The following is a 25,335-nucleotide window of genomic DNA, read 5'->3' on the forward strand; positions in this document are numbered from 1 at the left end:
GGCACCGGGAAGGTTTGCCAGGCTCTGCCACAAAGGGGCAGGCGCTGCGGGGTCAGCGCGGCTTGGCTTTCACCGCGGCGCGGGCGCGGCGGGTCTTGCGGCGATCATAGAGCGCCTTGGCGACCAGGCCGCCGCCAACCACGATCGCGCCGGGCACCGAACGCGTGGCGACGCGGGCAATCGCCGTGCCGACCAGGCTGCCCACCAGCGAGGGGCCGCGGATCAGCCCGCCGGGCGTGCGCACCGGCAATGCCTTGCCCAGCACGCGGCCAGCCAGGCCCTTGCCGGCAACGCCGCGGGCCAGCAGGGCGCTGCCCGCGCTCATCGCGATGTCGGTCAGGATCAGGGTGGTCAGCGGGCTGTTGAGCGGCTGATCGTCCTTGGCCGGCGCAGACTGGGTCGGCGCAGCCTTGCCCGGTTCTGCCTTGGCCGGCACGGCCTGGGTGCCGTCCTCGTTGATATCCTGTTCCGACTTCGCCGCTTTGCCCTTGGAAACCATGTGCGGGTGCCCCGTGTACCTTGATGGCCTGCGGCAAACGCGATCGGACTGGGCCGGGATCAGGTCTGGCGCAGGCGGTTACTTCTTGCGGCCGAAATCGACCGTGACGACATTCGAGCCGTCGTCGCTGCGTTCAACGGCGGGCTTGTCGGAAGTTTCCCCGGGGTTGGCGGAAGAATCGTTTTCCGCGTCCTCGTGGATGTCATCGTCCATCTCGTCGGCCGCCTGGAACTGCAGGCCGAAATCCACCGCGGGATCGACAAAGGCCGTGATCGCGCGGAACGGGATGACCAGCGTTGACGGCACCTGGTTGAAGCTCAACCCGACAGAGAAGGCATCTTCCTCGACCTTCAGGTCCCAGAACTTGTTCTGGAGCACGATGGTCATCTCGTCGGGAAAGCGTTCTTTCAGCCGGTTGGGGATCGATACCCCCGGTGCCCCGGTGCGGAACGTGATGTAGAAATGGTGCTGGCCGGGAAGCATCCCGCCGGATGCCTCCACCTGGCCCAGGACGCGGCCTACCACGGCGCGCAGGGCTTCCTGCACGATTTCGTCATAGGGGATCAGGCTGTCGGGCGTTTCGCTCATATGCAGCACAACTGGCGCTGGCACGGGCGCGGGTCAAGAGGGAGTGATTGATTCTCGCATATCCGGGCGTATAGGCATGGCCCATGCGCACCGGATCGATCACCCGCACCACCGCCGAAACCGATATCAAGGTCAGCGTCAACCTGGATGGCACCGGGGTCTATGACGTGAACACCGGCATCGGCTTTCTCGATCACATGATCGAGCAGTTCTCGCGCCATTCGCTGATCGATGTGACGCTGTTCGTGAAGGGCGATCTTCACGTGGACGAGCACCACACCGTGGAAGACAGCGCGATCGCGCTGGGCCAGGCGATCGGCCAGGCGCTGGGCGACAAGAAGGGCATCACCCGCTACGGTTCGACCTATGCCCCGATGGACGAGGCGCTGGCCCGTGTCGCACTCGACATTTCCGGTCGCCCGATCCTGGTGTGGAAGGCCGCGTTCAGCCAGCCGCGCCTGGGCACGATGGACACCGAGATGTTCGAGCACTGGTTCCAGTCGATCTCGCAGGCCGCCGGCATCACGCTGCACATCGAGTGCCTCTATGGCACCAACAACCACCACATCATCGAGGGCATCTTCAAGGGCTTTGCCCGCGCCATGGCCCAGGCGATCGCCATCGATCCGCGCAAGGCCGATGCCATTCCCTCGACCAAGGGCATGCTCGGTGGCTGAACGGCTGGCCCTGATCGACTATGGCGCCGGCAACCTGCGCTCTGTCGCCAATGCGCTGAAAGTGGCTGGCGCGGAAAACGTCATCGTCACCGCCGATCCTGATGTGGTGCGCCGCGCCGATCGCATCGTCTTGCCCGGTGTGGGTGCCTATCGCGCTTGTGCCACGGCGCTGCGCGGCGTGACCGGCATGATCGACGCGCTGGAAGAGCGTGTGCTCGCCGATGCCGTGCCGTTCCTGGGCATCTGCGTGGGCATGCAATTGCTCGCCTCGCGCGGGGTGGAGCATGGCGTGACTGAGGGGCTGGACTGGATCGCGGGCGAGGTGCGCCTGATCGAGCGGACCGATCCGGCGATCAAGGTGCCGCACATGGGCTGGAACGATGTGTCGCCCATGCACCACGGCGATGGCGCCAGCCTGATCCGCGGCGGTGAAGCCTATTTCCTGCACTCGTATCACTTCGCTGCTGATGACGGCGCGGATGTGGCAGCGATGACCGACCATGGCGGCGGCCTGGTCGCGGCCGTGGCGCGCGACAATATCCTGGGCGTGCAGTTCCACCCGGAAAAGAGCCAGGCTTATGGCCTTGGCCTGTTGTCGCGCTTCCTCGGCTGGCAGCCCTGAGCCGAAAAGCCTGAGCCACCCAGCCTGAGCCGCACAGCCCCGCCAAAGGGGCAGGGCGCGGAACCAGCCGCGCCGCGAGGCTTTCCCTTTCCTGACACCGGCAGGAAAAGGACGCATCATGGCAACAGGTTACGCGGCAACTGGCGGGGCAGCGGGGCATACCGCGCAAACCCCGTTGACCGGACGGCGCATCGCCATCACTGGCGGCACCACCGGCATTGGGCGCGCCACGGCACTTTTGCTGGCCGGTGAAGGCGCGCAAATCTTTACCTGCGGACGCGATCCTGAGCACCTGGGCGATTGCCTTGCCGCCGTGCGCAATGCTGGCGGCACGATCGACGGCCTGGCGCTGGATCTGGCGCATGAAGGCGCGGTCGATCGCTTTTTCGGCGCCGCCGAGCAGGCAATGGGCGGGATCGACGTCGCGGTCATCAACGCGGCGGTGCCGGCCTCAGGACTGACCGAGATGGACGAGGCGGCGCTGCGCTATGCCATCGCGGCCGATTTCACCGCCTATCTCGTCTCGGCCTGGCGGGCAGCCGCAGCCTTGTCGGGCAAGGATGGCGACATCGTGCTGGTCGGCTCGATGAGCGCGCACGTCCTTGGTGGCCATTCCACCGTCTATGCCGGGATGAAAGCCGGCATCGCCGGTTTTGCCGAGGCGCTGCGCCGCGAAATGGGCGGCAAGGGCGTGCGGGTCGGCCTGGTCGAGCCGGGCCTGGTCGGCACCGATTTCCAATATCCCGATATCCCCGCAGACAAGCAGCGCGCGATGATCGCCGACGAGAAGATGCTGCGCGCCGAAGATATCGCCGTGGGCATCCACTATTTCCTCACCCAGCCGCGCCGCACCGTCGTGCAGCAGCTGGTCATTGTTCCCAGGGTCAACGAAGAATGAAATTTCCCCACGACCGACTGGTCATCACCCCCCACGTCATCGATCTGTCGCGCTCGCCGCTGGCGGGCCATTTCGATGCGGAAACCTTTGTGCTGGGGGCGTTCAACCCCGGCATGACCACGCTGCCCAATGGCAACGTCCTCCTCATGGTGCGCGTGGCCGAGGCGCTGCGCGAGCCGATCCGCGATGGCAAGGTGCACGCGATCCGCTGGGATGGCGATGGCCGGCTTGTCGGCGGTCAGCCGTTCGGGCGCTTCGTGCTCGATGCCTGGCCACTGGAACTGGCCGATACCCGCGATCCGCGCAAGTTCATGGTGCCCGGCGGCGGCTGGAAAGTCATGGCGCTCACCTCGCTATCATGGCTGCTGCCGGTGGAAATGACGCCCGATGCCATGGAAATCGTGGCGATCCACTATGACAAGGCGATCGCGCCGGCCGGGCCGTGGGCCTGCTATGGCGTGGAAGACGCCCGCATTTCCCGCGTGGCCGACGAGCAATATCTGATGACCACCTGCTCGGTCAGCCCGGAACGGCATTCCACCACGCTCTACAGCTCTGCCAATGGCCTCGACTGGACGTTCGAAGGCCTGGTGCTCGATCACCAGAACAAGGACATGCTGATTTTCGAAGGCCTGGTCGATGGGGCCTATTGGGCCCAGACGCGGCCCCTGGGCGATCTGTGGTTCGCCTATCCGCCGGGCAGCCCGTTCCGCGCCGGCCCGTCGATCAATCTGGCAACATCGCCCGATGGCCGGCACTGGAAGCCACACCTCGCGCCGCACATCCGCCCGCGCGTCGATCGCCCGGCCACGGCCCGGATGGGCGGCGGCGCGCCGCCGATCCTGACGGAGGTGGCGGGCCAGCGCGGCTGGCTCAGCCTGTGGCACGGGGTGGAGCCCAAGGAAATCGTCGGCATCTACCGCACGTTCTGGAGCTTGCTCGACGAAGCCGATCCCACCCGCATCCTGGCGGAAGGAGAGGTGCCGCTGCTCGAGCCCGAACCGGCGCTGACCCAACCGCTCGAAGACCTGCTCTATCTGCGCGATGTGGTTTTCACCACCGGGGTAATCGACCAGGGCGATCGCTTCATCATCGCCTCGGGCGAGGCCGATCTGGCCTGCCGCATCACCCATGTGCCCAAGGATGCGTTGGGGTAGGTGGCAAAGAGGCTTCGACAGGCTCAGCCCGAACGGACTTCGCTGAAATTGGTCCTGCCGCCGTTCGCCCTGAGCTTGTCGAAGGGCGCCAAGCGCTAGCCACGCAAAACCCGTTGGACATGGCCGCGTGCGATGCTAGGCGCGCGGCCATGATCGTATTTCCCGCCATCGACCTCAAGGGAGGTCAGGTCGTCCGCCTTGCAGAAGGCGATATGGATCGTGCCACTGTCTATGGCGATGATCCCGCGCACCAGGCCGGGCTGTTTGCCCAGGCGGGTTCGCAATACCTGCATGTGGTCGATCTTGATGGCGCCTTTGCCGGCGAGGCGCGCAATGCCCGCGCGGTGGAAAGCATTCTCAAGGCCTTTCCCGGCCACGTTCAACTGGGCGGTGGCATCCGCAATGCCCGCGCGGTCGACGGCTGGTTCGATCTGGGCGTCTCGCGCGTGGTGATCGGCACCGCCGCGCTGAAAGACCCGCAGTTCGTCAAGGATATGGCCAAGGCCTATCCCGGCGGCATCGTCGTGGCGGTGGACGCGCGCGATGGGATGGTGGCCACGGCTGGCTGGGCCGATGTGTCTGACGTGTCGATCACCGACATGGCTCGCCGGTTCGAGGATGCCGGCGTCGCCTCGCTGCTGTTCACCGACGTGGGCCGCGATGGCCTGCTCAAGGGTTGCAACATCGAGGCGACGGTCAACCTGGCGCGCGCCACGCGGCTGCCGGTGATCGCCAGCGGCGGCGTGAAAGGCATCGATGACATCGCCATGCTCAAGGTGCATGAAGCCGATGGCATCGAAGGCGTGATCACCGGCCGCGCGCTCTATGACGGGCGGCTCGATCTGGCCGCCGCGATCCAGATCGCGGAACGCTAAAGACTTGCACCAACGAAAGGCGCCTGTGTCATGACCGTCCGCGTCCGTGTCATTCCCTGCCTCGATGTGGCCGAAGGCCGCGTGGTCAAGGGCGTCAACTTCGTCGACCTGCGCGATGCTGGCGATCCGGTGGAACAGGCCCGCGCCTATGACGCGGCCGGGGCTGACGAGCTGTGCTTCCTCGATATTTCCGCGACGCACGAAGGGCGCGGCACGCTGCTCGATGTGGTCGCCCGCACGGCCGAGGTGTGCTTCATGCCCTTGACCGTGGGCGGCGGCGTGCGTGCGGTGGAGGATGCCCGCGCGCTGCTGCTGGCCGGCGCCGACAAGGTGGCGGTCAACAGCGCGGCGGTGGCGCGGCCCGAACTGGTGCGCGAGATTGCCGAGAAATTCGGCGCGCAATGCGTGGTCGGCTCGGTCGATGCCCGGCGCGTGGGGCCAGGCAAGTGGGAAATTTTCACCCATGGCGGGCGCAAGGGCACGGGCATCGATGCCCTGGTCCATGCCGAGCGGCTGGCGAGCCTGGGGGCGGGCGAACTGCTTGTCACCTCGATGGACGGCGATGGCACCAAGGCCGGCTATGACCTGGAATTGACCCGTGCGATTGCCGATGCCGTACCGGTTCCGGTCATTGCCAGCGGCGGGGTGGGCACGCTCGATCACCTGGTCGATGGCGTGACCAAGGGCCATGCCAGCGCGGTCCTGGCTGCCTCGATTTTCCACTTCGGCACTTATTCCATCGCCCAGGCCCACGCCGCGTTGCGCGCGGCCGGATTGCCCGCGCGGGGCTGAGCACCTCTGCCCCTCCGCCAGGCGGGGAGGATCTGATCCTCCCCATGACATGGGGAGGGGGACCAGCCGCAGGCTGGTGGAGGGGCGGGGCAAGAGGCTTGACCCTCGGCCCGCGCCGTTCCATGCCGCGTGCCATGGACCAGAGCACGCTTGCCCGCCTCGAGGCGACCATCGCCGCCCGCCGCAGCGCCGATCCCGATGCCAGCTATGTTGCGCGCCTCCATGCCAAGGGGCTGGGCAAGATCGCGCAGAAAGTGGGCGAAGAAGGCGTGGAAACGGTGATCGCCGCGCTTTCGGGCAGCGCCGATGAACTGGTGGGCGAGGCAGCCGACCTCTTGTTCCACCTCATGGTCCTGCTTGGCGCGCGCGACGTGCCGCTGGCCCGCGTGCTGGCCGAGCTTGACCGCCGCGAAGGCCTGTCGGGCCTCGCCGAAAAGGCCGCGCGTCCGCGCGATTGAGGGTCGCTTCGCTGCTGTGAACTTTTCACCAGCGTGAAGGCCTTGATTCCCAGCCCCTTATCGAAAGCACTGTCCCATGCCGATCGATGCCACGCTGCCCTATGATGATCAGAACGTCTTTGCGAAGATCCTGCGCGGGGAAATCCCGTCAAAGAAGGTCTATGAAGACGATTTTGCCCTGGCATTCCATGATATTGCGCCCCAGGCGCCGGTGCACGTGCTGGTCATTCCCAAGGGCCCCTATGTCAGCTGGGATGATTTTTCCGCCCATGCCCCGGCCGATCTGATCGCCGGCTTCGTGCGCGCGGTGGGCAAGGTGGCGCGCGATCTCGGTTTGGTCGAGCCAGGCTATCGCCTGCTGGGCAATGTCGGCGGGCACGGCGGGCAGGAAGTGCCGCATCTGCACGTGCATCTGTTCGGTGGCGCGCCGCTTGGCCCGATGCTGGCGCGTTAATCCTTTCGCACCGCAGCAAGATAGGGTAACACAATCGTGTCATTCCGTCGCAAGGCAGGCACGTTTCGCCTATGATCGGCCCGGAAATTCCCTCTGGTTGTCTTAACGGCACGGTCCATCGCCTGGGCGTGCGGGTCTATTACGAAGACACCGATCTTTCCGGCGTTGTCTATCATGCCAATTACTTGCGCTGGTTCGAACGCGCGCGATCCGATCTGTTGCGCCTGATCGGCATTGATCAGCGCGCCGCCCACGAAGCGGGCGAGGGCGCCTTTGCCGTGGCCGACATGGCCCTGCGCTATGCCAGCCCGGCCCGCCTGGACGATGGCATCGTGGTCGAATCGCGCCTTTCTGCACTGCAAGGTGCCAGCTGCACGCTGCTTCAGCAGGCGTTCAGGCACCAGAGCCTTTTGTGCGCCGCGCGGGTTCGCGTCGCCTTTGTCACGCCAGGCGGACGACCACGCCGTCTGCCGCCGTCCTGGCGCGATGCCTTTGCCGCCCTGATCGATCCAGCAATGGACCTTGAGAAAGCCTTCCCATGACTTTGGCCCTTCTAGCCGCCGCAGCAAGCGTGACTGCCGGCGCTCCTACCCGGCTTAATCCTGTTGCCCTGTTCCTGCATGCCGATATCGTCGTGCAGCTCGTGATGAGCGCGCTGGTTCTCGCCAGCGTGTGGGTGTGGATGATCATCGTGTCGTTCAGCCTGCGCATGGCCGGCGCGTCGCGTCGCTCCACCCGCTACGAGCAGGGTTTCTGGGAAGCGCGCGATATCGATGCCTACCACAAGGAAAACGGCAAGGGCGACGTGCCCGCCGCCCGCGTGGTGACCGCCGCGCTGGCCGAATGGCGCCGCTCCACCGCCGGCAAGAATGTCGACCGCGAAGGCACGCGCCAGCGCCTGCAAGTGGCGATGGACAGCGCCGTGGCGGCCGAGACCGACCGCCTGTCGGGCCGCTTGAACTTCCTTGCCACGGTGGGTTCGGTCGCGCCGTTCGTGGGTCTGTTCGGCACGGTGTGGGGCATCATGGACAGCTTCTTCAACATCGGCGCGCAGGCCAATTCCTCGCTCGCGGTGGTGGCGCCGGGTATTTCCGAAGCGCTGTTTGCCACGGCGATCGGCCTGGTCGCGGCGATCCCCTCGGTCATCGCCTACAACCGCTTCAGCAACACGGTGAACCGCTTCGAGGCGCGCCTGTTCCGCTTTGCCGACCGGTTCCACGCCACCTTGAGCCGCGAACTGGAGCAGTAAGCCATGGCCATGAACCTGGGCCAGAGCAGCGGCGGAGGCGGGGGGCGGCGGCGTCGTTCGCGTGGGGCCCCGATGGCCGAAATCAACGTGACGCCGCTGGTCGACGTGATGCTGGTGCTGCTGATCATCTTCATGGTGACCGCGCCGATGCTCACCGCCGGCGTGCCGATCGACCTGCCAGACAGCAAGGCCGAGGCGCTGCAGGAAAAGAAGAACGAGATCACGGTGAGCATGGACGGCCAGGGTCGCCTGTTCCTGGATGACCAGGAACTGGCCCCAGGTGAACTGGCCGATCGGCTGGCCGCCGTGCAGCGCCCCAATGGCGAGGCGCCGCTGGTCACGTTGCGGGCAGACAAGGCGCTCGATTATGGCCGCGTGATCGCGGTGATGGGCGAATTGAACGCCGCTGGTTTCAAGCAGATATCGCTGGTCAGCAATGGCGTGGGTGGTGGCGGTGAACCGGCTGCTCCGGCGCCCGCTGCCCCAGCCGCCGCCGCACCGGCGCAGGGTCAGCCCTGACGCCCATGGCCACGCGCGATCCTCTTGACCAATCTCCCGCTGGTTTGCGCCGGGAAGAGAAGCTGGCACTGGGCGTGGCGGTGGTGGCCCACGCGGCGCTGATCGCCGCGCTGACGCTCTCGCCGCCGGGCAAGTCGATCAAGCCGCCGCCCCAGCGCATGGTGGTGACGATCGCCGACGACGTGGCCGACAAGGCCACCTCGCCCGAGCCCAACGCCCAGACCGCGCCCGACGTGGCCCCCGCGCTCGGCGAGCAGCAGCAAGCCGCCGAGCCGGAAACGGCGCCGCCCGCGCCGGTGGAAAAGGTTCAGCCTGCCCCTCCGCCGCCGGCGCCGGTGGAACGGCCGCAGCCCAGGCCCGAGCCGCCCCGGCCTGCGCCACCCAAGCCCCAGCCCAAGCCGCAGCCGGTGGTGCGGCATGAGCCGCGGCCGGAACCGCGCCCGCAGCCCCGGCCCGCGCCGCCACCGCCCAAGCCCGCGCCGGCCCGTCCAGCACCTCCACGCCCGGCGCCACCCCGTCCGGCTCCAGTTCGTCCGGCTCCTGAGCATTCCCCGGCAAAGCCGGCGCCGCGCCAGGCCGAGCATGCCCCAGGGCGGGACAAGCCAGCGCCCACCCCGCCGCGCAAGGCGCCCCAGGGTGGCGATCGCATCGGCAAGGATTTCCTCGCTGGCGTGCCCAGCAACAGCAACCCCGGCGCCTCGCGCAATCCCCCCGCGCAGACCGCCGGACCCGACGTGCGCGCGTCGTTGGGCATGGCGCTGTCGCGGCAGATCAAGCCGCACTGGCAAGGGCCGTCTGGCGTCGAGGTGGACAAGCTCGTCACCGTGGTGGCCTGGAACCTCAATCCTGACGGGTCGTTGGCTGGAAAGCCGGTGATCGTATCGCAAAGCGGGATTACCGACGCCAATCGTGCCCAGGCCCATCGCCATGCCGAACTGGCGATCCGTGCGGTGGAACTGGCCGCGCCGTTCAATTTGCCGCCGCAGTACTACAACAGCTGGAAGCGCGTTTCCGCGTTTCGCTTTGACTGGAAGCTGTCACAATGAAGCGTATTTCATCCGCTCTTCTTGGTGTCTTGCTAGCTGGCCTGGGTGCCGGCTCCGCTATCGCCCAGCAACAAACCCTGCCAGCCTCAAACGCGCCGCAGGCAGCGCCCACCACCGCCGCGCCCGATGACGGCGGCTTGACCGGCTCGGTTACCGGCGAGGGCGCCTGGCAGGATCTGGGCGTGGCCATTCCGGCGTTCCCCACCGACAACGCCGTGCCAACGGCGGCCGATGGTGGCAACACGGCCGCGCTGGGCAAGAACCTGGCGCGGGTGGTCTATAATGATCTCAAGAACAATGGCCTGTTCAAGCCGACCGGCCCTGATGCGCTGCCGGGCATCGGCTATCAGGAAGTGGCCGCCCCCAATTTCAGCGGCTGGCGTGCGCGCTCTGCCGAAATGCTGGTGCAGGGCTTTGTGCGCGCCGCCGCCGATGGCCGGCTGACGGTAGGCTGCTATCTCTATGACGTGGGGCTGGGCAGCGAACTGGCGCGCCAGGGCTATGTCGTCCAGCCCGGCGATTGGCGCCGCGCCGCGCACAAGTGCGCCGACATGGTCTATTCGCGCCTGTCGGGCGAGAGCCCGTTCTTTGACAGCAAGATCGCCTACATCGCCGAAACTGGCCCCAAGGATCACCGGCGCAAGCAGTTGGCGATCATGGATTCCGATGGTGCAAACCACCGCTTCATCACCAATGGCCAGGCCACCGCGCTGACGCCGCGCTACTCGCCCGATTACCAGCAGATCGCCTATCTGTCGTATCTCAACGGCAATCCGCGCATCTATGTCTATGATATCGGATCGGGCACGCAGCATCTCGTGCTGCAAAGCCGCAACCCCACGTTCGCGCCGCGCTGGTCGCCCGATGGCAAGTCTTTGCTGTTCTCCATGGCGATTGGCGGCAACACCGATATCTATCGCATTCCCGCGACCGGCGGTGAACCGGTGCGGCTGACCAATACGCCGGGCATCAACGTGGGAGGTTCCTACAGCCCCGATGGCAAGCGCATCGTGTTTGAAAGCGATCGCTCGGGCAGCCAGCAGGTCTATGTGATGAACGCCGATGGCGCCGACCAGAAGCGCATCAGCTTCTTCGGCGGCCGCGCGGCCACGCCGGAATGGAGCCCGCGCGGCGACCAGATCGCGTTTACCTGCATCTGCGGCAACCTGCGCGTGGCCGTGATGAACCCGAGCGGTGGCGACATGCGCTTCCTGACCAACAGCTGGCAGGATGAAGCGCCCACCTGGTCTCCCAATGGCCGTATCGTGCAGTTCTTCCGCACGGAAAAGAACACGGGCCATACCTCCATTTGGCAGGTCGATCTGACCGGCCTCAACGAACGCAAGCTCAATACCCCGGTCGATGCTTCTGACCCGGCTTGGGGTCCTGTCTTGCCGTAACCGGTGCAGCCTGGTGGCTGCACCATTTCTCAGCCCCCCGACGTTTTGTGCAGTGCAAAACTTTCTCATCCGCCCTGAGGAGAATATGATGAAACGCACGCTTCTTACCGTAACGCTTTTGGCAGGCAGCATTTCGCTGGCCGCCTGTTCGTCGAACTCGGCGAAGAATCGCACGGCCGCCGAGCTGCCGCCGCCACCGGCTTCGTCGACCACCACCACCCCGCCGCCGCCGCCGAGCGGCCCGGCTGCTGGCAGCCAGGCTGATTTCGTGGCTTCGGTGCAGTCTGACACGATCCACTTCGACACCGACCGTTACAACGTCGATGCGCAGAGCCAGACGATCCTGCAGAGCCAGGCGCAGTGGCTGGCCCGCTATCCGATGAAGCGTGTCACCATCGAAGGGCACTGCGACGAACGCGGTACCCGTGACTACAACATCGCCCTGGGCGAACGCCGCGCCAATGCGGCCAAGAACTACCTGGTCAGCCTGGGCGTGGATGCCAGCCGCATCAGCACGGTCAGCTATGGCAAGGAACGCCCGATCGCCCTCGGCTCTGACGAAGCCGCCTGGGCACAGAACCGCCGCGCGGTGACTGTCACCGTACAGTAAGGGACAGCTTGCGCCGGGGGGCCGCCGGTGGTTAAGAGCGAATCCGTCTTAGAGGGGGCGCCTTGTGCGGCAACGGCCGTGCATGGCGCCCCATCCGCGTCAGGAGAAAGTGGCAAGGCCGATGGCACGGCAAGGGCGATCAAGCGACTGGGGTTTTCCCCGCTGGCGCGGCTATGGCAGCGCGCGCGAGGCCGTGAACGTGCGCCTGTGCGATCGCGCCGGCTGCAACGAGCCTGGCAATTGCCCGGCGCCGAAATCGCCCAACAGCCCTGACCGCTGGTATTTCTGCGAAAAGCATGCCGCCGAATACAATGCCGGCTGGGACTATTTCGCAGGGCTCGACAAGGAAGAAGCCGCCGCGCGCGAGCAGGCGGAGCGCCGCACCAACGAAGGCTATAGCGATTCGTCGTGGAAGGCCTGGGCCGGCCCTGGCGATGGCAGCCGCAGCCGCGACGAACTGCGCGCGCTGGAAGCCTTGGGCCTCGATCCCGATGCCGCGTTCGAAGACGTGCGCAAGGCCTGGCGCACTCGCGCCAAGGAAGTGCACCCCGACGTGCGCCCGGGTGATGCCCAGGCCGCTGCCGAATTCCAGAAGCTGCAACTGGCCTACGAAGTGCTGCGCGCCGCCGAAGAGCGCCGCACGTGGAAGGGGTCGGGGATTTAGCCTGCTCTGGGGCGCAGGATACGGCCTCAGTTTTCGATTCTGCGGCCTTCGCGTGCCGTGCGCCGGCCCTCGGTAATGCCATAGGCGATGCCGCCAAGGCAGAGACAGGCTAGAAAGCCAAGGGCAAAGAACGTTGCGGGGTTGGGTCCAATCACGCCAGCCTTGGCAAGGGCTACACCAAGTGGCCCCAACGCCGCTGCTAATGCCAACCAGGCCGTCTTATTGTTGCGCATGCTCTGTCTCCGAGGTGGCATCATGCTTGCCCGTCAGCAATGGTGTAAAGTGCTTTGACGCGATCGGCCAGCCCTGCCAATCCTGAGGGCAAGGAGAGCGCGCATGGCCAAGGTTCGTTTCGATTGGGAAGATGCCCTGGGGCTGGACAGCCAGCTGACCACAGATGAGCGGATGGTGCGCGATGCCGCGCGCGCCTTTGCCCAGGACCGGCTGCAGCCGCGTGTGATCGATGCCTTTGCCGCTGAAACCACCGATCCAGAGATCTTTGCCGAAATGGGCGCGCAGGGCCTGTTGGGCGTGACGCTGCCCGAACGGTTTGGCGGGGCGGGGGCCTCGTATGTCGCCTACGGCCTGGCCGCGCGCGAAGTGGAGCGGGTCGATTCCGGCTATCGTTCGATGATGAGCGTGCAGTCGAGCCTGGTGATCCACCCGATCCATGCCTATGGCTCTGACGCGCAACGGGAAAAGTATCTGCCTCGGCTGGCCAGCGGCGCGGCCATCGGCTGTTTTGGCCTGACCGAGCCCGATGCCGGATCAGACCCGGCCGGCATGCGCACCCGCGCGCAGAAGGTCGATGGTGGCTATCTGCTGAGCGGCACCAAGACGTGGATTTCAAACGCGCCGATTGCCGACGTCTTTGTGATCTGGGCCAAGAGCGATGCCCACGGCGGCGCCATTCGCGGTTTCGTGCTGGAAAAGGGCATGCCCGGCCTTTCCGCGCCCAAGATCGGCGGCAAGCTGTCGCTGCGCGCCTCGGTCACCGGGCAAGTGGTGATGGACCAGGTCTTGGTGCCCGAAGAGGCGTTGCTGCCGGGGGTGGAGGGGCTGAAAGGCCCGTTCGGCTGCCTCAACCGCGCGCGCTATGGCATTGCCTGGGGGGCGATGGGCGCGGCCGAGTTCTGCTTTGCCGCCGCGCGGCAATATGGGCTGGACCGCCACCAGTTCGGCCGCCCACTGGCCGCCACGCAGCTCTATCAGAAAAAGCTGGCCGACATGCTCACCGAAATCACCCTGGGTGTTCAGGCCGTGCTGCGGCTGGGCCGCATGCTGGATGAAGACGGCGCTGCGCCCGAAGTGATCTCGATCCTCAAGCGCAACAACGTGGGCAAGGCGCTCGATATCGCCCGCATGGCGCGCGACATGCACGGGGGCAACGGTATCTCCGGGGAATATCAGGTGATCCGCCACATGGTGAACCTGGAAACGGTGAACACCTATGAAGGCACGCACGATGTGCATGCGCTGATCCTGGGCCGGGCGATTACCGGGATCGCGGCGTTTTGACCGGCACGGCCGCTGCGGCGCCGCCGCTCGCCGGCCTGCGCGTGATCGAATTCGCGCGCGTGCTGGCCGGGCCCTGGGCGGGGCAGATCCTGGCGGACCTGGGGGCAGAGGTGATCAAGGTGGAAAGCGCGGGCGGCGATGATACCCGCGCGTGGGGGCCGCCGTTCATCGCCAATCCCGATGGCAGCCAGGATGCGGCCTATTTCCACGCCACCAACCGCGGCAAGCGTTCGCTGGTGCTGGACCTTGCCACCGCGGCGGGGCAGGCGCAGGCCCGCGCGCTGGTGGCCGATGCCGATGTGGTGATCGAGAATTTCAAGCTGGGCGGCATGGCGCGGTTCGGGCTGGATTATGCCAGCCTGGCCGCGCACAATCCGGGGCTGGTCTATTGCGCGATCACCGGGTTTGGCCAGGACGGGCCCTATGCCGCGCGCGCCGGCTATGATTTCATCGTCCAGGGCATGAGCGGGATCATGGACCTGACCGGCGCGCCCGATGGCCCGCCGCAAAAGATCGGCGTGGCGTTTGCCGATATCATGACCGGCCTTTATGCCGTGATCGCCATCCAGGCCGCGCTGGCAGAGCGTGCGCGATCCGGGCGCGGGCAGATGATCGACATGGCGCTGATGGACGTGATGACCGGGGTTCTGGCCAACCAGGCGATGAATTATCTGGCCTCGGGCGTGGCGCCGGTGCGCATGGGCAATGCCCATCCCAACATCGTGCCCTATGCGGTCTTTCCGGCCGCCGATGGCTGGCTGATCCTGGCGGTGGGCAACGATGGGCAGTTTGCCCGCCTTTGCGCGGTGCTGGGCCTGGCCATGCAGCCGGGCTGGGCCAACAACCCTGGCCGGCTGGCCGATCGCGCTGCGCTCACCGCCGCGATCGATGCAGCGACAGTCACGTGGGCGCGCGATGATCTGCTGGCCGCCCTGGAGCGCGAAGGCGTGCCGGCCGGGCCGATCAACACCGTGGCACAGGCCTTTGTCGATCCGCAGGTGCGCCATCGCGGGCTGGAACTGGCCATGCCGCGGGGCGAGGGCGATGTGGTACCCGGCGTTGCCCTGCCGATCCGCTTTTCCCGCTCGGCACTGGCCACCCCGCACCCGTCACCGCAGTTGGGCGAGATGAACCGCAACCATCTGCCGGGCGGTTCCCTCGTGCGGCAAAATGCCGGGCCAAGTGATTGACAGCTGGTGCTATTACCGCCGATTCTGCGGCGCACGGGGATAGCGCGGGGGCGCAAGAGCATGGGGTTGCGATGACGCGATATGGAATGGGTGCGGCGCTGGCTTTGGCGCTGCTGGCATGCCCGGCACTGGCACAGGCCAAGGGGCTGGGGGTTGAGGCCACCGGCGGCAAGGCCGATGGGCAATGGGGCGCCGAACTGGGCGCGAGCTACAGCATGGGCTTTGGCCCGTTTACCGTGCGGCCGGTGGTTGGGGCATTCATTCCCACGCAAGACGGCGCCAGCACCTCGATCTATGCCAAGGGTGAGGCAACGTTCACGATTCCGGCCGTGGCCGAACTGGGGCTGGGCGCGCGCCTGGCGCATGAAAAGGTGCGGGCCTATGCCCTGGCGGCCTTTCCGATCCTGCCCAAGTTCAAGCTGACCCTGCAGGGTGGCGAGCACTATGGCGCGGCGGGCCTGCGGTTTTCATTCTGAAGCGCTGCCCTGGCTCTGGCTTTGATCCTGGCCAAGGCCCGGTTCGAAGACCGACCAGCCGGTGTGCTGCACCAGCCGCTCCAGCGCCAGGGTGCCGGCCAGCGAATTGCCCCGCGCGTTGAGACCGGGCGACCAGACGGCAATGCTGGCCACCCCCGGCGCGATCGCCAGAATGCCGCCGCCCACGCCGGATTTTCCGGGCAGGCCGGTGCGGAAGGCGAATTCGCCCGATCCGTCATAGTGCCCGCAGGTGAGCATCAGGGCATTGATGCGCCGCGCGCGCTGGGGTGACACCACGCTGCGCCCGGTATCGGGATTGCAGCCCCGCGCCATGAGATAGCGCCCGGCCATGGCCAGCTGGCGGCAGTTCATCGCCAGGGCGCACTGGTGGAAATAAAGGCCCAGCACCTTTTCCACCGGGTGGTGGATGTTGCCAAACGCGCGCATGTAATTGGCCAGGGCCATGTTGCGATAGCCGGTTTCCTGCTCGCCGCGCGCTACCTCTTCATCCACCACGATGCTGTCATCGCCGGCGAGCGCGCGCACGAAGCGCAGCATCTCTCCTATCGCCTCGCGCGGTTCATAGCGGCCGAGCAGGATATCGCTGACCACGATGGCCCCGGCATTGATGAACGGGTTGCGCGGGATGCCGTGCTCGCTTTCGAGCTGGACGATCGAGTTGAACGCGCTGCCCGAAGGCTCGCGCCCCACCCGTTGCCACAGCGCATCGCCCACCGCGCCCAGCGCCATGGTCAGGGCGAAGACCTTGGAAATACTCTGGATCGAAAAGGCTTCCTGCGCGTCGCCGGCCATGTGGCAGGTGCCATCGGCCATGACCACGGCGATGCCGAAGCGATCGGCCGGAACCGTCGCCAGCGCCGGGATATAGTCGGCCACCGTGCCCTTTTCGGGGTGGTTGCGCATTTCGGCGGCAATCTCGTGCACGATGGCGCCCAGGTCGGGCATGGCAATCTCCCTTTGGCAGCCTCCCTTTCACACCAGGCGGGGCCAGGGCAAGTTCGGGATAGCCAGCGCCCTGCTTAAGGGTTTATGGGGGCCGCGCCATGGACCCGATCACTGTTGCCGCGCTCTATCAGTTTGCCCCCTTTGCCGATCCGGCCGCGCTGGGCGCGCCGCTGCTGCAACTGTGCGATGAGCAGGGCGTCAAAGGCACGCTGCTGCTGGCGGGCGAGGGGATCAACGGCACGATCGCCAGCAGCGCGGCGGGGATCGCCGCCGTGGTGGCGCATGTGCGCAGCCTGCCTCATTGTGCCGGGCTCGACGTGAAGTATTCCACCGCCGCGACGATGCCGTTTGCCCGGATGAAAGTGCGCCTCAAGCGCGAGATCGTGACCATGGGTGTCGATGGGATTGATCCGCTGGCCAGCGTTGGCACCTATATCGATCCGCACGACTGGAACGCGCTGATCAGTGATCCCGACACTATCGTGATCGACACGCGCAACGATTACGAAGTGGCCGTGGGCACCTTTGCTGGGGCAATCGACCCGCAAACGCGCAGTTTCCGCGAGTTTCCGGCCTGGTTTCGCCAACAGCGCGACGCCTTGCTGGGTGAAGGGCGCCAGCCGCGCGTGGCTATGTTCTGCACCGGGGGCATCCGCTGCGAGAAATCCACCGCCTTTCTCAAGAACGAAGGGGTGGATGCGGTCTATCACCTCAAGGGCGGCATCCTCAATTACCTGGAAAAGGTGCCCGAGACAGAAAGCCTGTGGCAGGGCGAATGCTTCGTGTTCGACGAGCGCGTGGCGATCGGCCATGGCCTCAAGCCGGGCAGCCACGTGCTGTGCGGGCCGTGCGGGCGCCCGGTCGATGCGGCGGGGCAGCGATCGCCGCTTTATCGTGCGGGCGTGTCGTGCCCGGCCTGCCATGGCGAAGGCAGCGGCGACGCCGACGCCGACGCCTGAGTGTGGCTGCGCCCCTTGCCGAGCCGTGCCGCCAGGCGATAGCATCGCATGATACCGCAACAGGGCTGAGGATCTTTCCAGTTGAACGACATTCCGGGCATGCCGCAGGGCGACGATGAAGGCCGTGGCACCGGCAACCGCTATCGCGCGCCGGCGCTGGAAAAGGGGCTCGACGTGATCGAGTTGCTGGTCAATTCCGGCCGGGCGATGACCATGACCGAAATCTGCCAGCGCCTGGGCCGCTCGCAGGGGGAAATGTTCCGCATGGTGCAGGTGCTGCAGGCGCGCGGCTTTGTCGAACAGGACGGCGCCAACGACGGCTATTACCTGACCGACCTGTTGTTCACCATGGCGATGCGCCAGCCGCCCACGCAGAACCTGGTGGAAGTGGCGCTGCCGCGCATGCGCCAACTGGCGATGGACATCGGCCAGTCGTGCCATCTGGTGTTCCACACGCGGGGTGAGATCGTGGTGGTGGCGCGCATGGAATCGAACGAGCAGATCGGCTTTTCGGTGCGCATCGGCCACCGCCTGGCGCTGCACCGGTCGGTATCGGGCGTGGTGCTGTTCGGCCACCAGCCGGCCGATATCCAGCAGGCCTGGCTGGCGCAGCTTTCCCCTGCAACCGATCGCGGCGAGATTGCCGCGTTCGTCAAGGCCGCCAAGGCTGCCGCCGCGCAAGGGCACGCCCAGGCGCAAAGCACGTTCGTGAACGGCATCAGCGACATTTCCGCCCCGATCATGCGCGGCGATCGCGCGGCGGCGGCGCTGACCGTGCCGTTCATCCACCATGGCAATCTGCAAAAGACCATGGACGAGGCGACCGGCCACCTGGTGGAAACCGCGCGGCAGATATCCGAGCTGCTGTCCACGGCTGACAGCCGGGTGTGAACGCACGGCGGGCGGTGAATATCGGCCTTGCAAATATGAAAGCTATTTTTGTATGTGAGAGGAACGAGCTGGCCACCATGGCGCGGCGGTGGGAGTTTGGGCGGGATGCTGGGATTTGGCGGCGCAGCGCTGGGCAATCTCTATCGCGCCATCCCCGATGACCAGGCGCAGGCGACGCTGGCCGCGGCATGGGATGGCGGTATTCGCCTGTTCGACACCGCGCCCTATTACGGCCTGGGCCTTTCCGAACAGCGCCTGGGCACGTTCCTGCGCGGCAAGCCACGTGCTGACTATGTGATATCAACCAAGGTCGGCCGCCTGCTGGAATACGATGCCACGCTGGCAGGTGCGGCCGAACGCCACGGCTTTGCCGACCCGCTGCCCTATCGCGTGCGGTTCGATTATTCCTATGACGGGGTGATGCGCGCCTTTGAAAGCAGCCTTGATCGGCTGGGGCTGGACCGCATCGATATCCTGCTGGTGCACGATATCGGCGAAGTGACGCATGGCGAAGACGCCGCCCGCCATTTTCGCGATCTGGCCGAGGGCGGCTATCGCGCGCTGGCGCAGCTGCGCGAGGCAGGCGTTGTGGGCGCGATCGGGCTGGGCGTGAACGAGTGGGACGTGTGCCTGGCGGCCATGGCCATCGGGCGCTGGGACCGTTTCCTGCTGGCCGGCCGCTATACCTTGCTGGAGCAGGAGGCTCTGCACGCGTTCCTGCCGCAATGCCTGGATCATGGCGCCAAAGTGCTGCTGGGCGGGGTATTCAACAGCGGCATCCTGGCTAGCGGCACGCGCGGCCCTGGCCCGTTCTATTACAACTATGCCCCGGCGGCGCCGGAAGTGATTGCCCGCGTGACGCGGATCGAAGCGGTCTGTGAGGCTCACGGGGTGAGCCTGGCCGCTGCCGCGCTGGCCTTTCCCCAGGCGCATCCGGCGGTGGCCGCCGTGCTGCCGGGCCTGGCCAGCGCGGCCGAGGTGCACAGCGCCCTTGCCCTGGCGGCAACGCCGATCCCGCTGGCGCTGTGGGCCGAGCTGGTGGCGCAAGGGCTGCTCGATCCCGCAGCACCAGTGCCCGTTGCCGAACGCGGGCAGGGCGCTCTGGCATGATCCTGGACGGCCACCAGCATTTCTGGGCACTGGCCAATCCATTCACGGATTGGCCCACGGCCGATCTCGCGCCGATCCATCGCGATTTTCTGCCGGCCGATTTTCCCGCAGACGCAGCGGTTTGGGGCACGATACTTGTGCAAGCCGCGCCCGATCGCGCCGAAACTGCGTGGCTGCTGCGCCTGGCACAGGATCATCCGCTGGTGCGTGGCGTGGTCGGCTGGGCCGATCTTGCTGCGCCCGATGCGCCTGCGCAGATTGCCGCCTTGGCGCAGGAGCCACTGCTCAAGGGTTTACGCCCGATGTTGCAGGGGCTCGACGATCCACGCTGGATCTTGCGGGGCGAGGTGGGCGATGGCCTCGATGCCATGGCCCGGCATGGGCTGTGCCTCGATGCGCTGGTGCGGGCGCCGCAACTGCCGGTGATTGCCGAGCTGGCCGCGTGCCATCCTGCTTTGCGCATCGCGCTCGATCATGCGGGCAAGCCCGATATTGCCAGCCATGGCTATGCTGCCTGGGCCAATGATCTGGCCGCGCTGTCTGGCCATGGCAATGTCTGGTGCAAGCTGTCTGGCCTGTGGACCGAGGCGGGTGGCCAGACCGACGACGCCACGATCGCGCTCTATGTCGATCACATCCTGGCCTGCTTTGGCCCGGATCGCGTGATCTGGGGCAGCGACTGGCCGGTGCTGCATCTGGCCGGGGACTATCACGACTGGCTGGCGCAGTGCCGCCGGCTGCTTTCGGGTTTCAATGAAACGGAACAGGCGCAGGTTTTCCTGCACAACGGGGTTGGGTTTTATGGTCTCGCCACAAGTTGAGCCGGCGCAGGAGGCGTTCCTGCTGCTGGACCCGGCAGACAATGTGCTGGTGTGTATTCGCGATGCCGCGCTCGGCGAGATCGTGACGATCGATGGCGTGGCCATGCCGTTGCCCCAGGCCGTGCCGCTGGGCCACAAGATTGCCCGCCATGACCTGGCCGTGGGCGACAAGGTGCTGCGCTATGGCGCGCCGATCGGCAGCATGAAGGCAGCGACCCCGCGCGGCGGCCACGTTCATTCCCACAACCTGGCGAGCGATTACATTCCCGCCCATGGCCGCGATGCCAGCACGAAAGGCAGCAAGTGATGCAGCATCACCCCATCCAGGGTTTCCTGCGTGCCGATGGACGCAAGGGCGTGCGCAATGTGGTGCTGGTCGCCTATCTGGTGGAATGCGCCCACCATGTAGCGCGGCGCATCGTCAGCGCGATCGACGATCCCGATGTGCAACTGGCCGGCTTTCCCGGCTGCTATCCCAACAGCTATGCCGCGCAGATGATGGCGGCGATCGCCACCCACCCCAATGTGGGCGGCGTGCTGGTGATTTCGCTGGGCTGCGAAGGCTTTGACCGCCAGACTCTGGCTGCGCAGGTCGCGGCCAGCGGCCGGCCGGTGGAAACCCTGGTGATCCAGCAGACGGGCGGCACCCGCGCCACGATCGATGCCGGGCGCGAAGCGGTCGCCCGCCTGCGCGCCGCGGCCGCGCAGGCCCCGCGCGTGCCGATGGCCGTGTCGGAACTGGTGGTCGGCACGATCTGCGGCGGGTCTGACGGCACCAGCGGCATCACTGCCAATCCGGCAGTAGGCCGCTGTTTCGATATGCTGGTGGCCGAGGGTGCCACTTGCATCTTTGAGGAAACCGGCGAGCTGATCGGGTGCGAGCAGGTCATGGCCGCGCGCGCGGTGACGCCCGAACTGGGTGACGAGATCGAGGCCTGCGTGGCCAAGGCCGCCCGCTATTATGCCACGCTGGGCTATGGCAGCTTTGCCCCCGGCAACGCCGATGGCGGGCTGACCACCCAGGAGGAAAAGTCGCTCGGCGCCTATTCCAAGTCGGGCGCCTCGCCGATTTCCGGGTTGATCCGCCCGGGCGAGCGGACCGGCGGGCCGGGGCTTTACCTGATGGACGTGGTGCCCGATGGGGAGGTGCGTTTTGGCTTTCCCAACATTTCCGACAACGCCGAAATCGTCGAGATGATCGCCTCTGGCTGCCACCTGATCCTGTTCACCACCGGGCGCGGTTCGGTGGTGGGATCGGCGGTTTCCCCGGTGATCAAGGTTTGCGCCAATCCCGAAACCTATGCCCGCCTGGCCGAAGACATGGACGTGGATGCCGGGCGCATCCTGCATGGCAAGGCCACGCTGGACGAGGTGGGCACCGAGATCTTCGATCAGGTGGTGGCCGTCGCTGCCGGGGCGCAGACCCGATCAGAAGCGCTGGGCCACCAGGAATTCATTCTCACCTACAAGCAATTCGAGCCGAGCGGTCCGGGATGCCTGCCGCTGGCCCACCGTGCAGGAGCCCTGACATGACGCATCACCCGTTCGACCTTACCGGCAAGCGCGCGATCGTGACTGGCGCAGGCCAGGGGATCGGCCGCGCCAGTGCCGAAGCCTTTCGCGATGCCGGGGCCGATGTGTTGGCACTCGATCGCAATCCTGCCGCGCTCGAAGAGCTGCCCGGCTGTCGCACCGCTGTGCTCGACGTGACCGATGCCGCCGCCATCACCGCGCTCGCCGCGCAAGAGGATGGCTTTGACATCGTGTTCAACTGCGCCGGCGTGGTGCACGGCGGCACGATCCTGGACTGCAGCGACGAGGATTGGGCCTTTGCCTTTGATCTCAACGTCACGGCGATGTTCCGCCTGATCCGCGCGCTGCTGCCTGGCATGATCGCGCGGGGCGGCGGGTCGATCATCAACATGGCCTCTGTCGCCGGATCGGTGATCGGCGTGCCCAATCGCTTCGCCTATGGCGCTAGCAAGGCGGCGGTGGTCGGGCTGACCAAGGCGGTGGCGGCCGATTTCGTGCAGCAGGGCATCCGCTGCAACGCGATTTGCCCCGGCACCGTGCACTCTCCTTCGCTGGAACAGCGCCTTGCCGCCACCGGCGATTTCGACGCCGCCATGGCCGCGTTCAAGGCCCGCCAGCCGATGGGCCGCATTGGCGATCCGGCTGAAATCGCCGCGCTGGCGCTCTACCTCGCCAGCGATGCCGCTGCCTTCACCACCGGCCAGTGCCACATCATCGATGGCGGCTGGGCCAACAGCTGATCATGACGGAGGCCAAGCCGCCACCTGTAACCAGAACATAATCCAACGAGAGGTTTCCATGGCCCCGATCTCCATCGGCTTGAGCGACCAGGAACACAGTGGCCCAGCCGGCCGCGCGCCCGATGATCCCCAGCGCGCACTGCCGTTGGTGGCACGCGGCGCGCGGGTGGCCTTTGCCGTGGTCTGCTCGATGTTTTTCCTCTGGGCCCTGGCCAACAATTTCAACGATATCCTGATCAAGCAGTTTCAAAAGGCGCTCGATCTCACGCGGATGCAGTCGGGCCTGGTGCAGACCGCGTTCTATTTCGGCTATTTCACCTTTGCCCTGCCGGCGGGGTGGGTGATGAACCGCGTGGGCTATCGCAACGGGCTGTTGATCGGGCTGGTGCTCTATGCGCTGGGGGCGCTGCTGTTCTGGCCGGCCGCGCATGTCCAGGCGTTCGGCTTTTTCCTGGGGGCGCTCTATATCATTGCGGCGGGCCTGGCTTTCCTGGAAACGGCGGCCAATCCGCTGATCACGGTGATGGGGCCGGCCAGCACGGCGGCACGGCGGCTCAATCTGGCGCAAAGTTTCAACGGGCTGGGCGCGTTTGTGGCGCCGTTCGTGGGCGGGGCGCTGATCTTTTCGGGGGTGGAGCGCACTCCGGCGCAGCTGGCGGCGATGGCCCCGGCGCAAGTGGCGGCCTATCGCACGCAGGAAGCGCTGGCGGTGCAACTGCCCTACCTCGGCCTTGGCCTGCTGGTGCTGTTCCTGGCGCTGGTCGTGCGGCTGACGCGGTTTCCCGCTGTGGACGAGCCGGCGCAGGGGGAGGGCGGCAGCCTTGCCGCCGCGCCCTTGCTGCGCAGGGCGGTGATCGCGCAGTTCTTCTATGTCGGCGCGCAGGTTTCGATCTGGAGCTATTTCATCAACTGTGCCCAGGATGCCACGCGCATCGGTGAAATGCGGGCGGCGCATCTGCTGGGCTATAGCCTGATGGCGTTCATGGCCGGGCGCTTTGCCGGCACCGCGCTGATGAAGCGGGTGCCGCCGGTGCGGCTGCTCACGCTGTTTGCCTTGATCGCGGCCGGGCTCTGTGCCGTTGCCATCATGGCGAGCGGGTGGACGGCGGTGATCGCGCTGGGGCTGTCGAGCTTCTTCATGTCGATCATGTTTCCCACGATCTTTGCCCTGGGGGTCTCTGGCCTGGGCAGCAAGACCAAGCTGGGTTCCTCGCTATTGATCATGGCGATCATTGGCGGGGCGGTGTTCCCGCCGCTGGTCGGGCTGATCGGCGATCATCTCCATTCGCTCAAGACCGGCATGGTCGTGCCGCTGGCCAGCTTCCTGGTGGTGGCATGGTTTGGCACGCAGGCGGCCCGCGCCGTTGCGCAGGAAAGAGGCTGACATGCGCGAGGTTTTCCTGCTCGACCTGGCAGACGCGGGCGTGGCCGCCGCCTATGATGCCTGGCACCAGCCGGGCCGCGTGCCGGCGGGCGTGCTTGCCGACATTGTCGGATCGGGCGTGCGCGTGATGGAAATCTATCGCGTGGCCGATCGCCTGGTGATGATTACGGAAACCACCGGCGATGCCCCCGCCACAGATCGCGTAGCCAGCGCTGACTCACATGCGTGGGAGCGCACCATGGACCCGTTGCAAAAGCCGCTGGACGCCGCCCCTCCAGGGGTGAAATGGTTGGCGGCCCATCGCATTTTCAATCTGGCCGATCATCTAGACACAAAGGACCAAGCATGAAGTTGCTGCGTTTTGGAAACCCGGGGGCAGAACGCCCCGGCCTGCTCGATGCCCAGGGAGTGGTGCGTGACCTGTCCGGCGTAGTCGCCGACATTGCCGGCGATACGCTCTCGCCCGCCGTGCTTGACCAGTTGCGCGCGATCGATCCCGCCACGCTGCCGGCGGTGGAGCAGCCTGGCCGCCTGGGGCCGTGCGTGGCCGGCGTGGGCAAGTTCGTGTGCATCGGCCTCAACTATTCCGACCATGCTGCCGAAACCGGCGCTACCGTGCCGCCCGAGCCGGTCGCATTCATGAAGGCCACCAGCGCCATCTGCGGGCCGAACGATCCGGTGATCAAGCCGCGCGGCAGCACCAAGCTCGATTGGGAAGTGGAACTGGCGTTCGTGGTGGGCAGCCATGTCAGCTATGCCGACGAGGAAACCGCGCGCGCCGCGATCGCCGGCTATTTTGTGTGCCACGACGTGTCGGAGCGGGCATTTCAGATCGAGCGCTACGGCCAGTGGATGAAAGGCAAGGGCTGCGACAGCTTTGGCCCGATCGGCCCCTGGCTGGTGACCGCCGATGAAGTGGGCGATCCTGGCGAACTGGCGATGTGGCTCGAAGTCAACGGCAAGCGCTACCAGGACGGATCGACCCGCACCATGGTGTACAAGCCGGCCTTCCTGCTCAGCTACATGTCGCAGTTCATGAGCTTCCAGCCCGGCGATATCATCACCACCGGCACGCCCGCCGGCGTGGGCCTGGGCCTCAACCCGCAGGTGTTCCTCGACGTGGGCGATGTGGTGGAACTGGGCATCGAAAAGCTTGGCACCCAGCGCCAGGTGGTCGTCGCCGCGCCCTGAACCGGGCTGGCGCTTCAATTATGCGCAGCATGCAAGCCGCGCCGGGCC

The 25,335-nt window shown here is 66.4% G+C and carries 32 protein-coding genes; 28 read left to right on the forward strand and 4 right to left on the reverse strand.

Annotated elements, in window-relative coordinates:
• Positions 1 to 52: 52 nt before the first annotated feature.
• Together SCA01S_RS12930 and SCA01S_RS12935 are read right to left on the reverse strand one after the other, a co-directional pair.
• On the reverse strand, positions 53 to 499 hold the full coding sequence (locus SCA01S_RS12930; protein WP_062786177.1) for a hypothetical protein: 447 nt from the start codon (positions 497 to 499) through the stop codon (positions 53 to 55).
• Positions 500 to 577: 78 nt separating this feature from the next.
• Complete coding sequence (locus tag SCA01S_RS12935; protein ID WP_062786180.1) at positions 578 to 1,087, reverse strand: SspB family protein; 510 nt, start codon at positions 1,085 to 1,087, stop codon at positions 578 to 580.
• An 83-nt stretch (positions 1,088 to 1,170) separates the two neighbouring features.
• Between SCA01S_RS12935 and hisB the strand changes: the two genes are divergently transcribed.
• The 15 genes from hisB (at position 1,171) to SCA01S_RS13010 (ending at position 12,508) form a co-directional block, all read left to right on the forward strand.
• Positions 1,171 to 1,764, forward strand: a complete 594-nt coding sequence (gene hisB / locus SCA01S_RS12940; RefSeq protein WP_062786183.1) for an imidazoleglycerol-phosphate dehydratase HisB — start codon at positions 1,171 to 1,173, stop codon at positions 1,762 to 1,764.
• A complete protein-coding gene (gene hisH / locus SCA01S_RS12945; protein WP_174544800.1) occupies positions 1,757 to 2,386 on the forward strand; it encodes an imidazole glycerol phosphate synthase subunit HisH in 630 nt (209 codons plus the stop codon). The genes hisB and hisH overlap by 8 nt, the downstream gene beginning before the upstream one ends.
• Positions 2,387 to 2,504: 118 nt before the next feature.
• A complete protein-coding gene (locus SCA01S_RS12950; RefSeq protein ID WP_054130670.1) occupies positions 2,505 to 3,284 on the forward strand; it encodes an SDR family oxidoreductase in 780 nt (259 codons plus the stop codon).
• Positions 3,281 to 4,441 carry a glycoside hydrolase family 130 protein gene (locus SCA01S_RS12955; protein ID WP_062786189.1) on the forward strand — a complete coding sequence of 387 codons (1,161 nt, stop codon included), beginning with the start codon at positions 3,281 to 3,283 and terminating at the stop codon, positions 4,439 to 4,441. The genes SCA01S_RS12950 and SCA01S_RS12955 overlap by 4 nt, the downstream gene beginning before the upstream one ends.
• A 149-nt stretch (positions 4,442 to 4,590) precedes the next feature.
• Entirely contained in the window at positions 4,591 to 5,316 is a 726-nt protein-coding gene (hisA, locus tag SCA01S_RS12960; RefSeq protein ID WP_062786192.1) for a 1-(5-phosphoribosyl)-5-[(5-phosphoribosylamino)methylideneamino]imidazole-4-carboxamide isomerase, read from the forward strand.
• 30 nt (positions 5,317 to 5,346) lie between these two features.
• On the forward strand, positions 5,347 to 6,108 hold the full coding sequence (hisF, locus tag SCA01S_RS12965) for an imidazole glycerol phosphate synthase subunit HisF (protein ID WP_022675795.1): 762 nt from the start codon (positions 5,347 to 5,349) through the stop codon (positions 6,106 to 6,108).
• Between the two features lie 134 nt (positions 6,109 to 6,242).
• Complete coding sequence (locus SCA01S_RS12970) at positions 6,243 to 6,566, forward strand: phosphoribosyl-ATP diphosphatase (protein ID WP_022675796.1); 324 nt, start codon at positions 6,243 to 6,245, stop codon at positions 6,564 to 6,566.
• A 76-nt stretch (positions 6,567 to 6,642) separates the two neighbouring features.
• The gene (locus SCA01S_RS12975; RefSeq protein WP_054130668.1) at positions 6,643 to 7,020 is read left to right on the forward strand and encodes a histidine triad nucleotide-binding protein; all 378 of its coding nucleotides are present in this window, start codon (positions 6,643 to 6,645) and stop codon (positions 7,018 to 7,020) included.
• A 71-nt stretch (positions 7,021 to 7,091) separates the two neighbouring features.
• The gene (gene ybgC / locus SCA01S_RS12980; RefSeq protein WP_054130667.1) at positions 7,092 to 7,562 is read left to right on the forward strand and encodes a tol-pal system-associated acyl-CoA thioesterase; all 471 of its coding nucleotides are present in this window, start codon (positions 7,092 to 7,094) and stop codon (positions 7,560 to 7,562) included.
• Entirely contained in the window at positions 7,559 to 8,269 is a 711-nt protein-coding gene (gene tolQ / locus SCA01S_RS12985; RefSeq protein WP_062786195.1) for a protein TolQ, read from the forward strand. Before ybgC ends, tolQ begins: the two co-directional genes overlap by 4 nt.
• A 3-nt stretch (positions 8,270 to 8,272) precedes the next feature.
• Positions 8,273 to 8,788, forward strand: a complete 516-nt coding sequence (tolR, locus tag SCA01S_RS12990) for a protein TolR (RefSeq protein WP_054130665.1) — start codon at positions 8,273 to 8,275, stop codon at positions 8,786 to 8,788.
• 44 nt (positions 8,789 to 8,832) lie between these two features.
• Positions 8,833 to 9,834, forward strand: a complete 1,002-nt coding sequence (gene tolA / locus SCA01S_RS22275) for a cell envelope integrity protein TolA (RefSeq protein WP_171800875.1) — start codon at positions 8,833 to 8,835, stop codon at positions 9,832 to 9,834.
• A complete protein-coding gene (gene tolB, locus SCA01S_RS13000) occupies positions 9,831 to 11,234 on the forward strand; it encodes a Tol-Pal system beta propeller repeat protein TolB (protein WP_062786201.1) in 1,404 nt (467 codons plus the stop codon). Before tolA ends, tolB begins: the two co-directional genes overlap by 4 nt.
• 88 nt (positions 11,235 to 11,322) lie before the next feature.
• Complete coding sequence (gene pal / locus SCA01S_RS13005) at positions 11,323 to 11,844, forward strand: peptidoglycan-associated lipoprotein Pal (protein ID WP_054130901.1); 522 nt, start codon at positions 11,323 to 11,325, stop codon at positions 11,842 to 11,844.
• Between the two features lie 121 nt (positions 11,845 to 11,965).
• Positions 11,966 to 12,508, forward strand: a complete 543-nt coding sequence (locus SCA01S_RS13010; protein WP_062786204.1) for a J domain-containing protein — start codon at positions 11,966 to 11,968, stop codon at positions 12,506 to 12,508.
• Between the two features lie 26 nt (positions 12,509 to 12,534).
• On the opposite strand, the gene SCA01S_RS22280 is transcribed toward SCA01S_RS13010, so the two are convergent.
• Positions 12,535 to 12,741 (reverse strand): hypothetical protein, encoded by a 207-nt coding sequence (locus SCA01S_RS22280; protein ID WP_133816473.1) that lies wholly within the window; start codon positions 12,739 to 12,741, stop codon positions 12,535 to 12,537.
• Between the two features lie 103 nt (positions 12,742 to 12,844).
• On the opposite strand from SCA01S_RS22280, the gene SCA01S_RS13015 reads away from it, so the two are divergent.
• The 3 genes from SCA01S_RS13015 (at position 12,845) to SCA01S_RS13025 (ending at position 15,692) form a co-directional block, all read left to right on the forward strand.
• On the forward strand, positions 12,845 to 14,026 hold the full coding sequence (locus SCA01S_RS13015) for an acyl-CoA dehydrogenase (protein ID WP_054130661.1): 1,182 nt from the start codon (positions 12,845 to 12,847) through the stop codon (positions 14,024 to 14,026).
• Positions 14,023 to 15,216, forward strand: coding sequence for a CaiB/BaiF CoA transferase family protein (locus SCA01S_RS13020; RefSeq protein ID WP_062786207.1), 1,194 nt, complete (start codon positions 14,023 to 14,025; stop codon positions 15,214 to 15,216). The genes SCA01S_RS13015 and SCA01S_RS13020 overlap by 4 nt, the downstream gene beginning before the upstream one ends.
• 71 nt (positions 15,217 to 15,287) lie before the next feature.
• Positions 15,288 to 15,692, forward strand: a complete 405-nt coding sequence (locus tag SCA01S_RS13025; protein ID WP_148291613.1) for a hypothetical protein — start codon at positions 15,288 to 15,290, stop codon at positions 15,690 to 15,692.
• Here the strand turns inward: SCA01S_RS13025 and SCA01S_RS13030 are convergent.
• Entirely contained in the window at positions 15,684 to 16,658 is a 975-nt protein-coding gene (locus SCA01S_RS13030; protein ID WP_062786210.1) for a glutaminase, read from the reverse strand. The two genes, SCA01S_RS13025 and SCA01S_RS13030, sit on opposite strands and share 9 nt — an antisense overlap.
• A gap of 98 nt (positions 16,659 to 16,756) precedes the next feature.
• On the opposite strand from SCA01S_RS13030, the gene trhO reads away from it, so the two are divergent.
• From trhO to SCA01S_RS13080, 10 genes are all read left to right on the forward strand, one after another.
• Positions 16,757 to 17,617 carry an oxygen-dependent tRNA uridine(34) hydroxylase TrhO gene (gene trhO, locus SCA01S_RS13035; protein WP_084390988.1) on the forward strand — a complete coding sequence of 287 codons (861 nt, stop codon included), beginning with the start codon at positions 16,757 to 16,759 and terminating at the stop codon, positions 17,615 to 17,617.
• 81 nt (positions 17,618 to 17,698) lie between these two features.
• Entirely contained in the window at positions 17,699 to 18,508 is an 810-nt protein-coding gene (locus tag SCA01S_RS13040; protein WP_028657493.1) for an IclR family transcriptional regulator, read from the forward strand.
• A 105-nt stretch (positions 18,509 to 18,613) separates the two neighbouring features.
• On the forward strand, positions 18,614 to 19,618 hold the full coding sequence (locus tag SCA01S_RS13045; RefSeq protein ID WP_062786213.1) for an aldo/keto reductase: 1,005 nt from the start codon (positions 18,614 to 18,616) through the stop codon (positions 19,616 to 19,618).
• Positions 19,615 to 20,439, forward strand: coding sequence for an amidohydrolase family protein (locus SCA01S_RS13050; protein WP_062786216.1), 825 nt, complete (start codon positions 19,615 to 19,617; stop codon positions 20,437 to 20,439). Before SCA01S_RS13045 ends, SCA01S_RS13050 begins: the two co-directional genes overlap by 4 nt.
• Positions 20,420 to 20,746 (forward strand): UxaA family hydrolase, encoded by a 327-nt coding sequence (locus SCA01S_RS13055; protein ID WP_062786218.1) that lies wholly within the window; start codon positions 20,420 to 20,422, stop codon positions 20,744 to 20,746. The genes SCA01S_RS13050 and SCA01S_RS13055 overlap by 20 nt, the downstream gene beginning before the upstream one ends.
• The gene (locus SCA01S_RS13060) at positions 20,746 to 21,972 is read left to right on the forward strand and encodes a UxaA family hydrolase (RefSeq protein ID WP_062786221.1); all 1,227 of its coding nucleotides are present in this window, start codon (positions 20,746 to 20,748) and stop codon (positions 21,970 to 21,972) included. The genes SCA01S_RS13055 and SCA01S_RS13060 overlap by 1 nt, the downstream gene beginning before the upstream one ends.
• Positions 21,969 to 22,712 carry an SDR family oxidoreductase gene (locus tag SCA01S_RS13065; RefSeq protein ID WP_062786224.1) on the forward strand — a complete coding sequence of 248 codons (744 nt, stop codon included), beginning with the start codon at positions 21,969 to 21,971 and terminating at the stop codon, positions 22,710 to 22,712. The genes SCA01S_RS13060 and SCA01S_RS13065 overlap by 4 nt, the downstream gene beginning before the upstream one ends.
• Before the next feature lie 58 nt (positions 22,713 to 22,770).
• On the forward strand, positions 22,771 to 24,096 hold the full coding sequence (gene fucP / locus SCA01S_RS13070) for an L-fucose:H+ symporter permease (RefSeq protein WP_084390989.1): 1,326 nt from the start codon (positions 22,771 to 22,773) through the stop codon (positions 24,094 to 24,096).
• Between the two features lies 1 nt (position 24,097).
• Positions 24,098 to 24,445, forward strand: coding sequence for an L-rhamnose mutarotase (locus SCA01S_RS13075; RefSeq protein WP_062786226.1), 348 nt, complete (start codon positions 24,098 to 24,100; stop codon positions 24,443 to 24,445).
• Complete coding sequence (locus SCA01S_RS13080; protein WP_062786229.1) at positions 24,442 to 25,287, forward strand: fumarylacetoacetate hydrolase family protein; 846 nt, start codon at positions 24,442 to 24,444, stop codon at positions 25,285 to 25,287. Before SCA01S_RS13075 ends, SCA01S_RS13080 begins: the two co-directional genes overlap by 4 nt.
• The last annotated feature ends 48 nt before the right edge of the window (positions 25,288 to 25,335 follow it).

This window comes from Novosphingobium capsulatum NBRC 12533 (assembly GCF_001598375.1).
GTDB classification, from domain to species: Bacteria; Pseudomonadota; Alphaproteobacteria; order Sphingomonadales; family Sphingomonadaceae; genus Novosphingobium; species Novosphingobium capsulatum.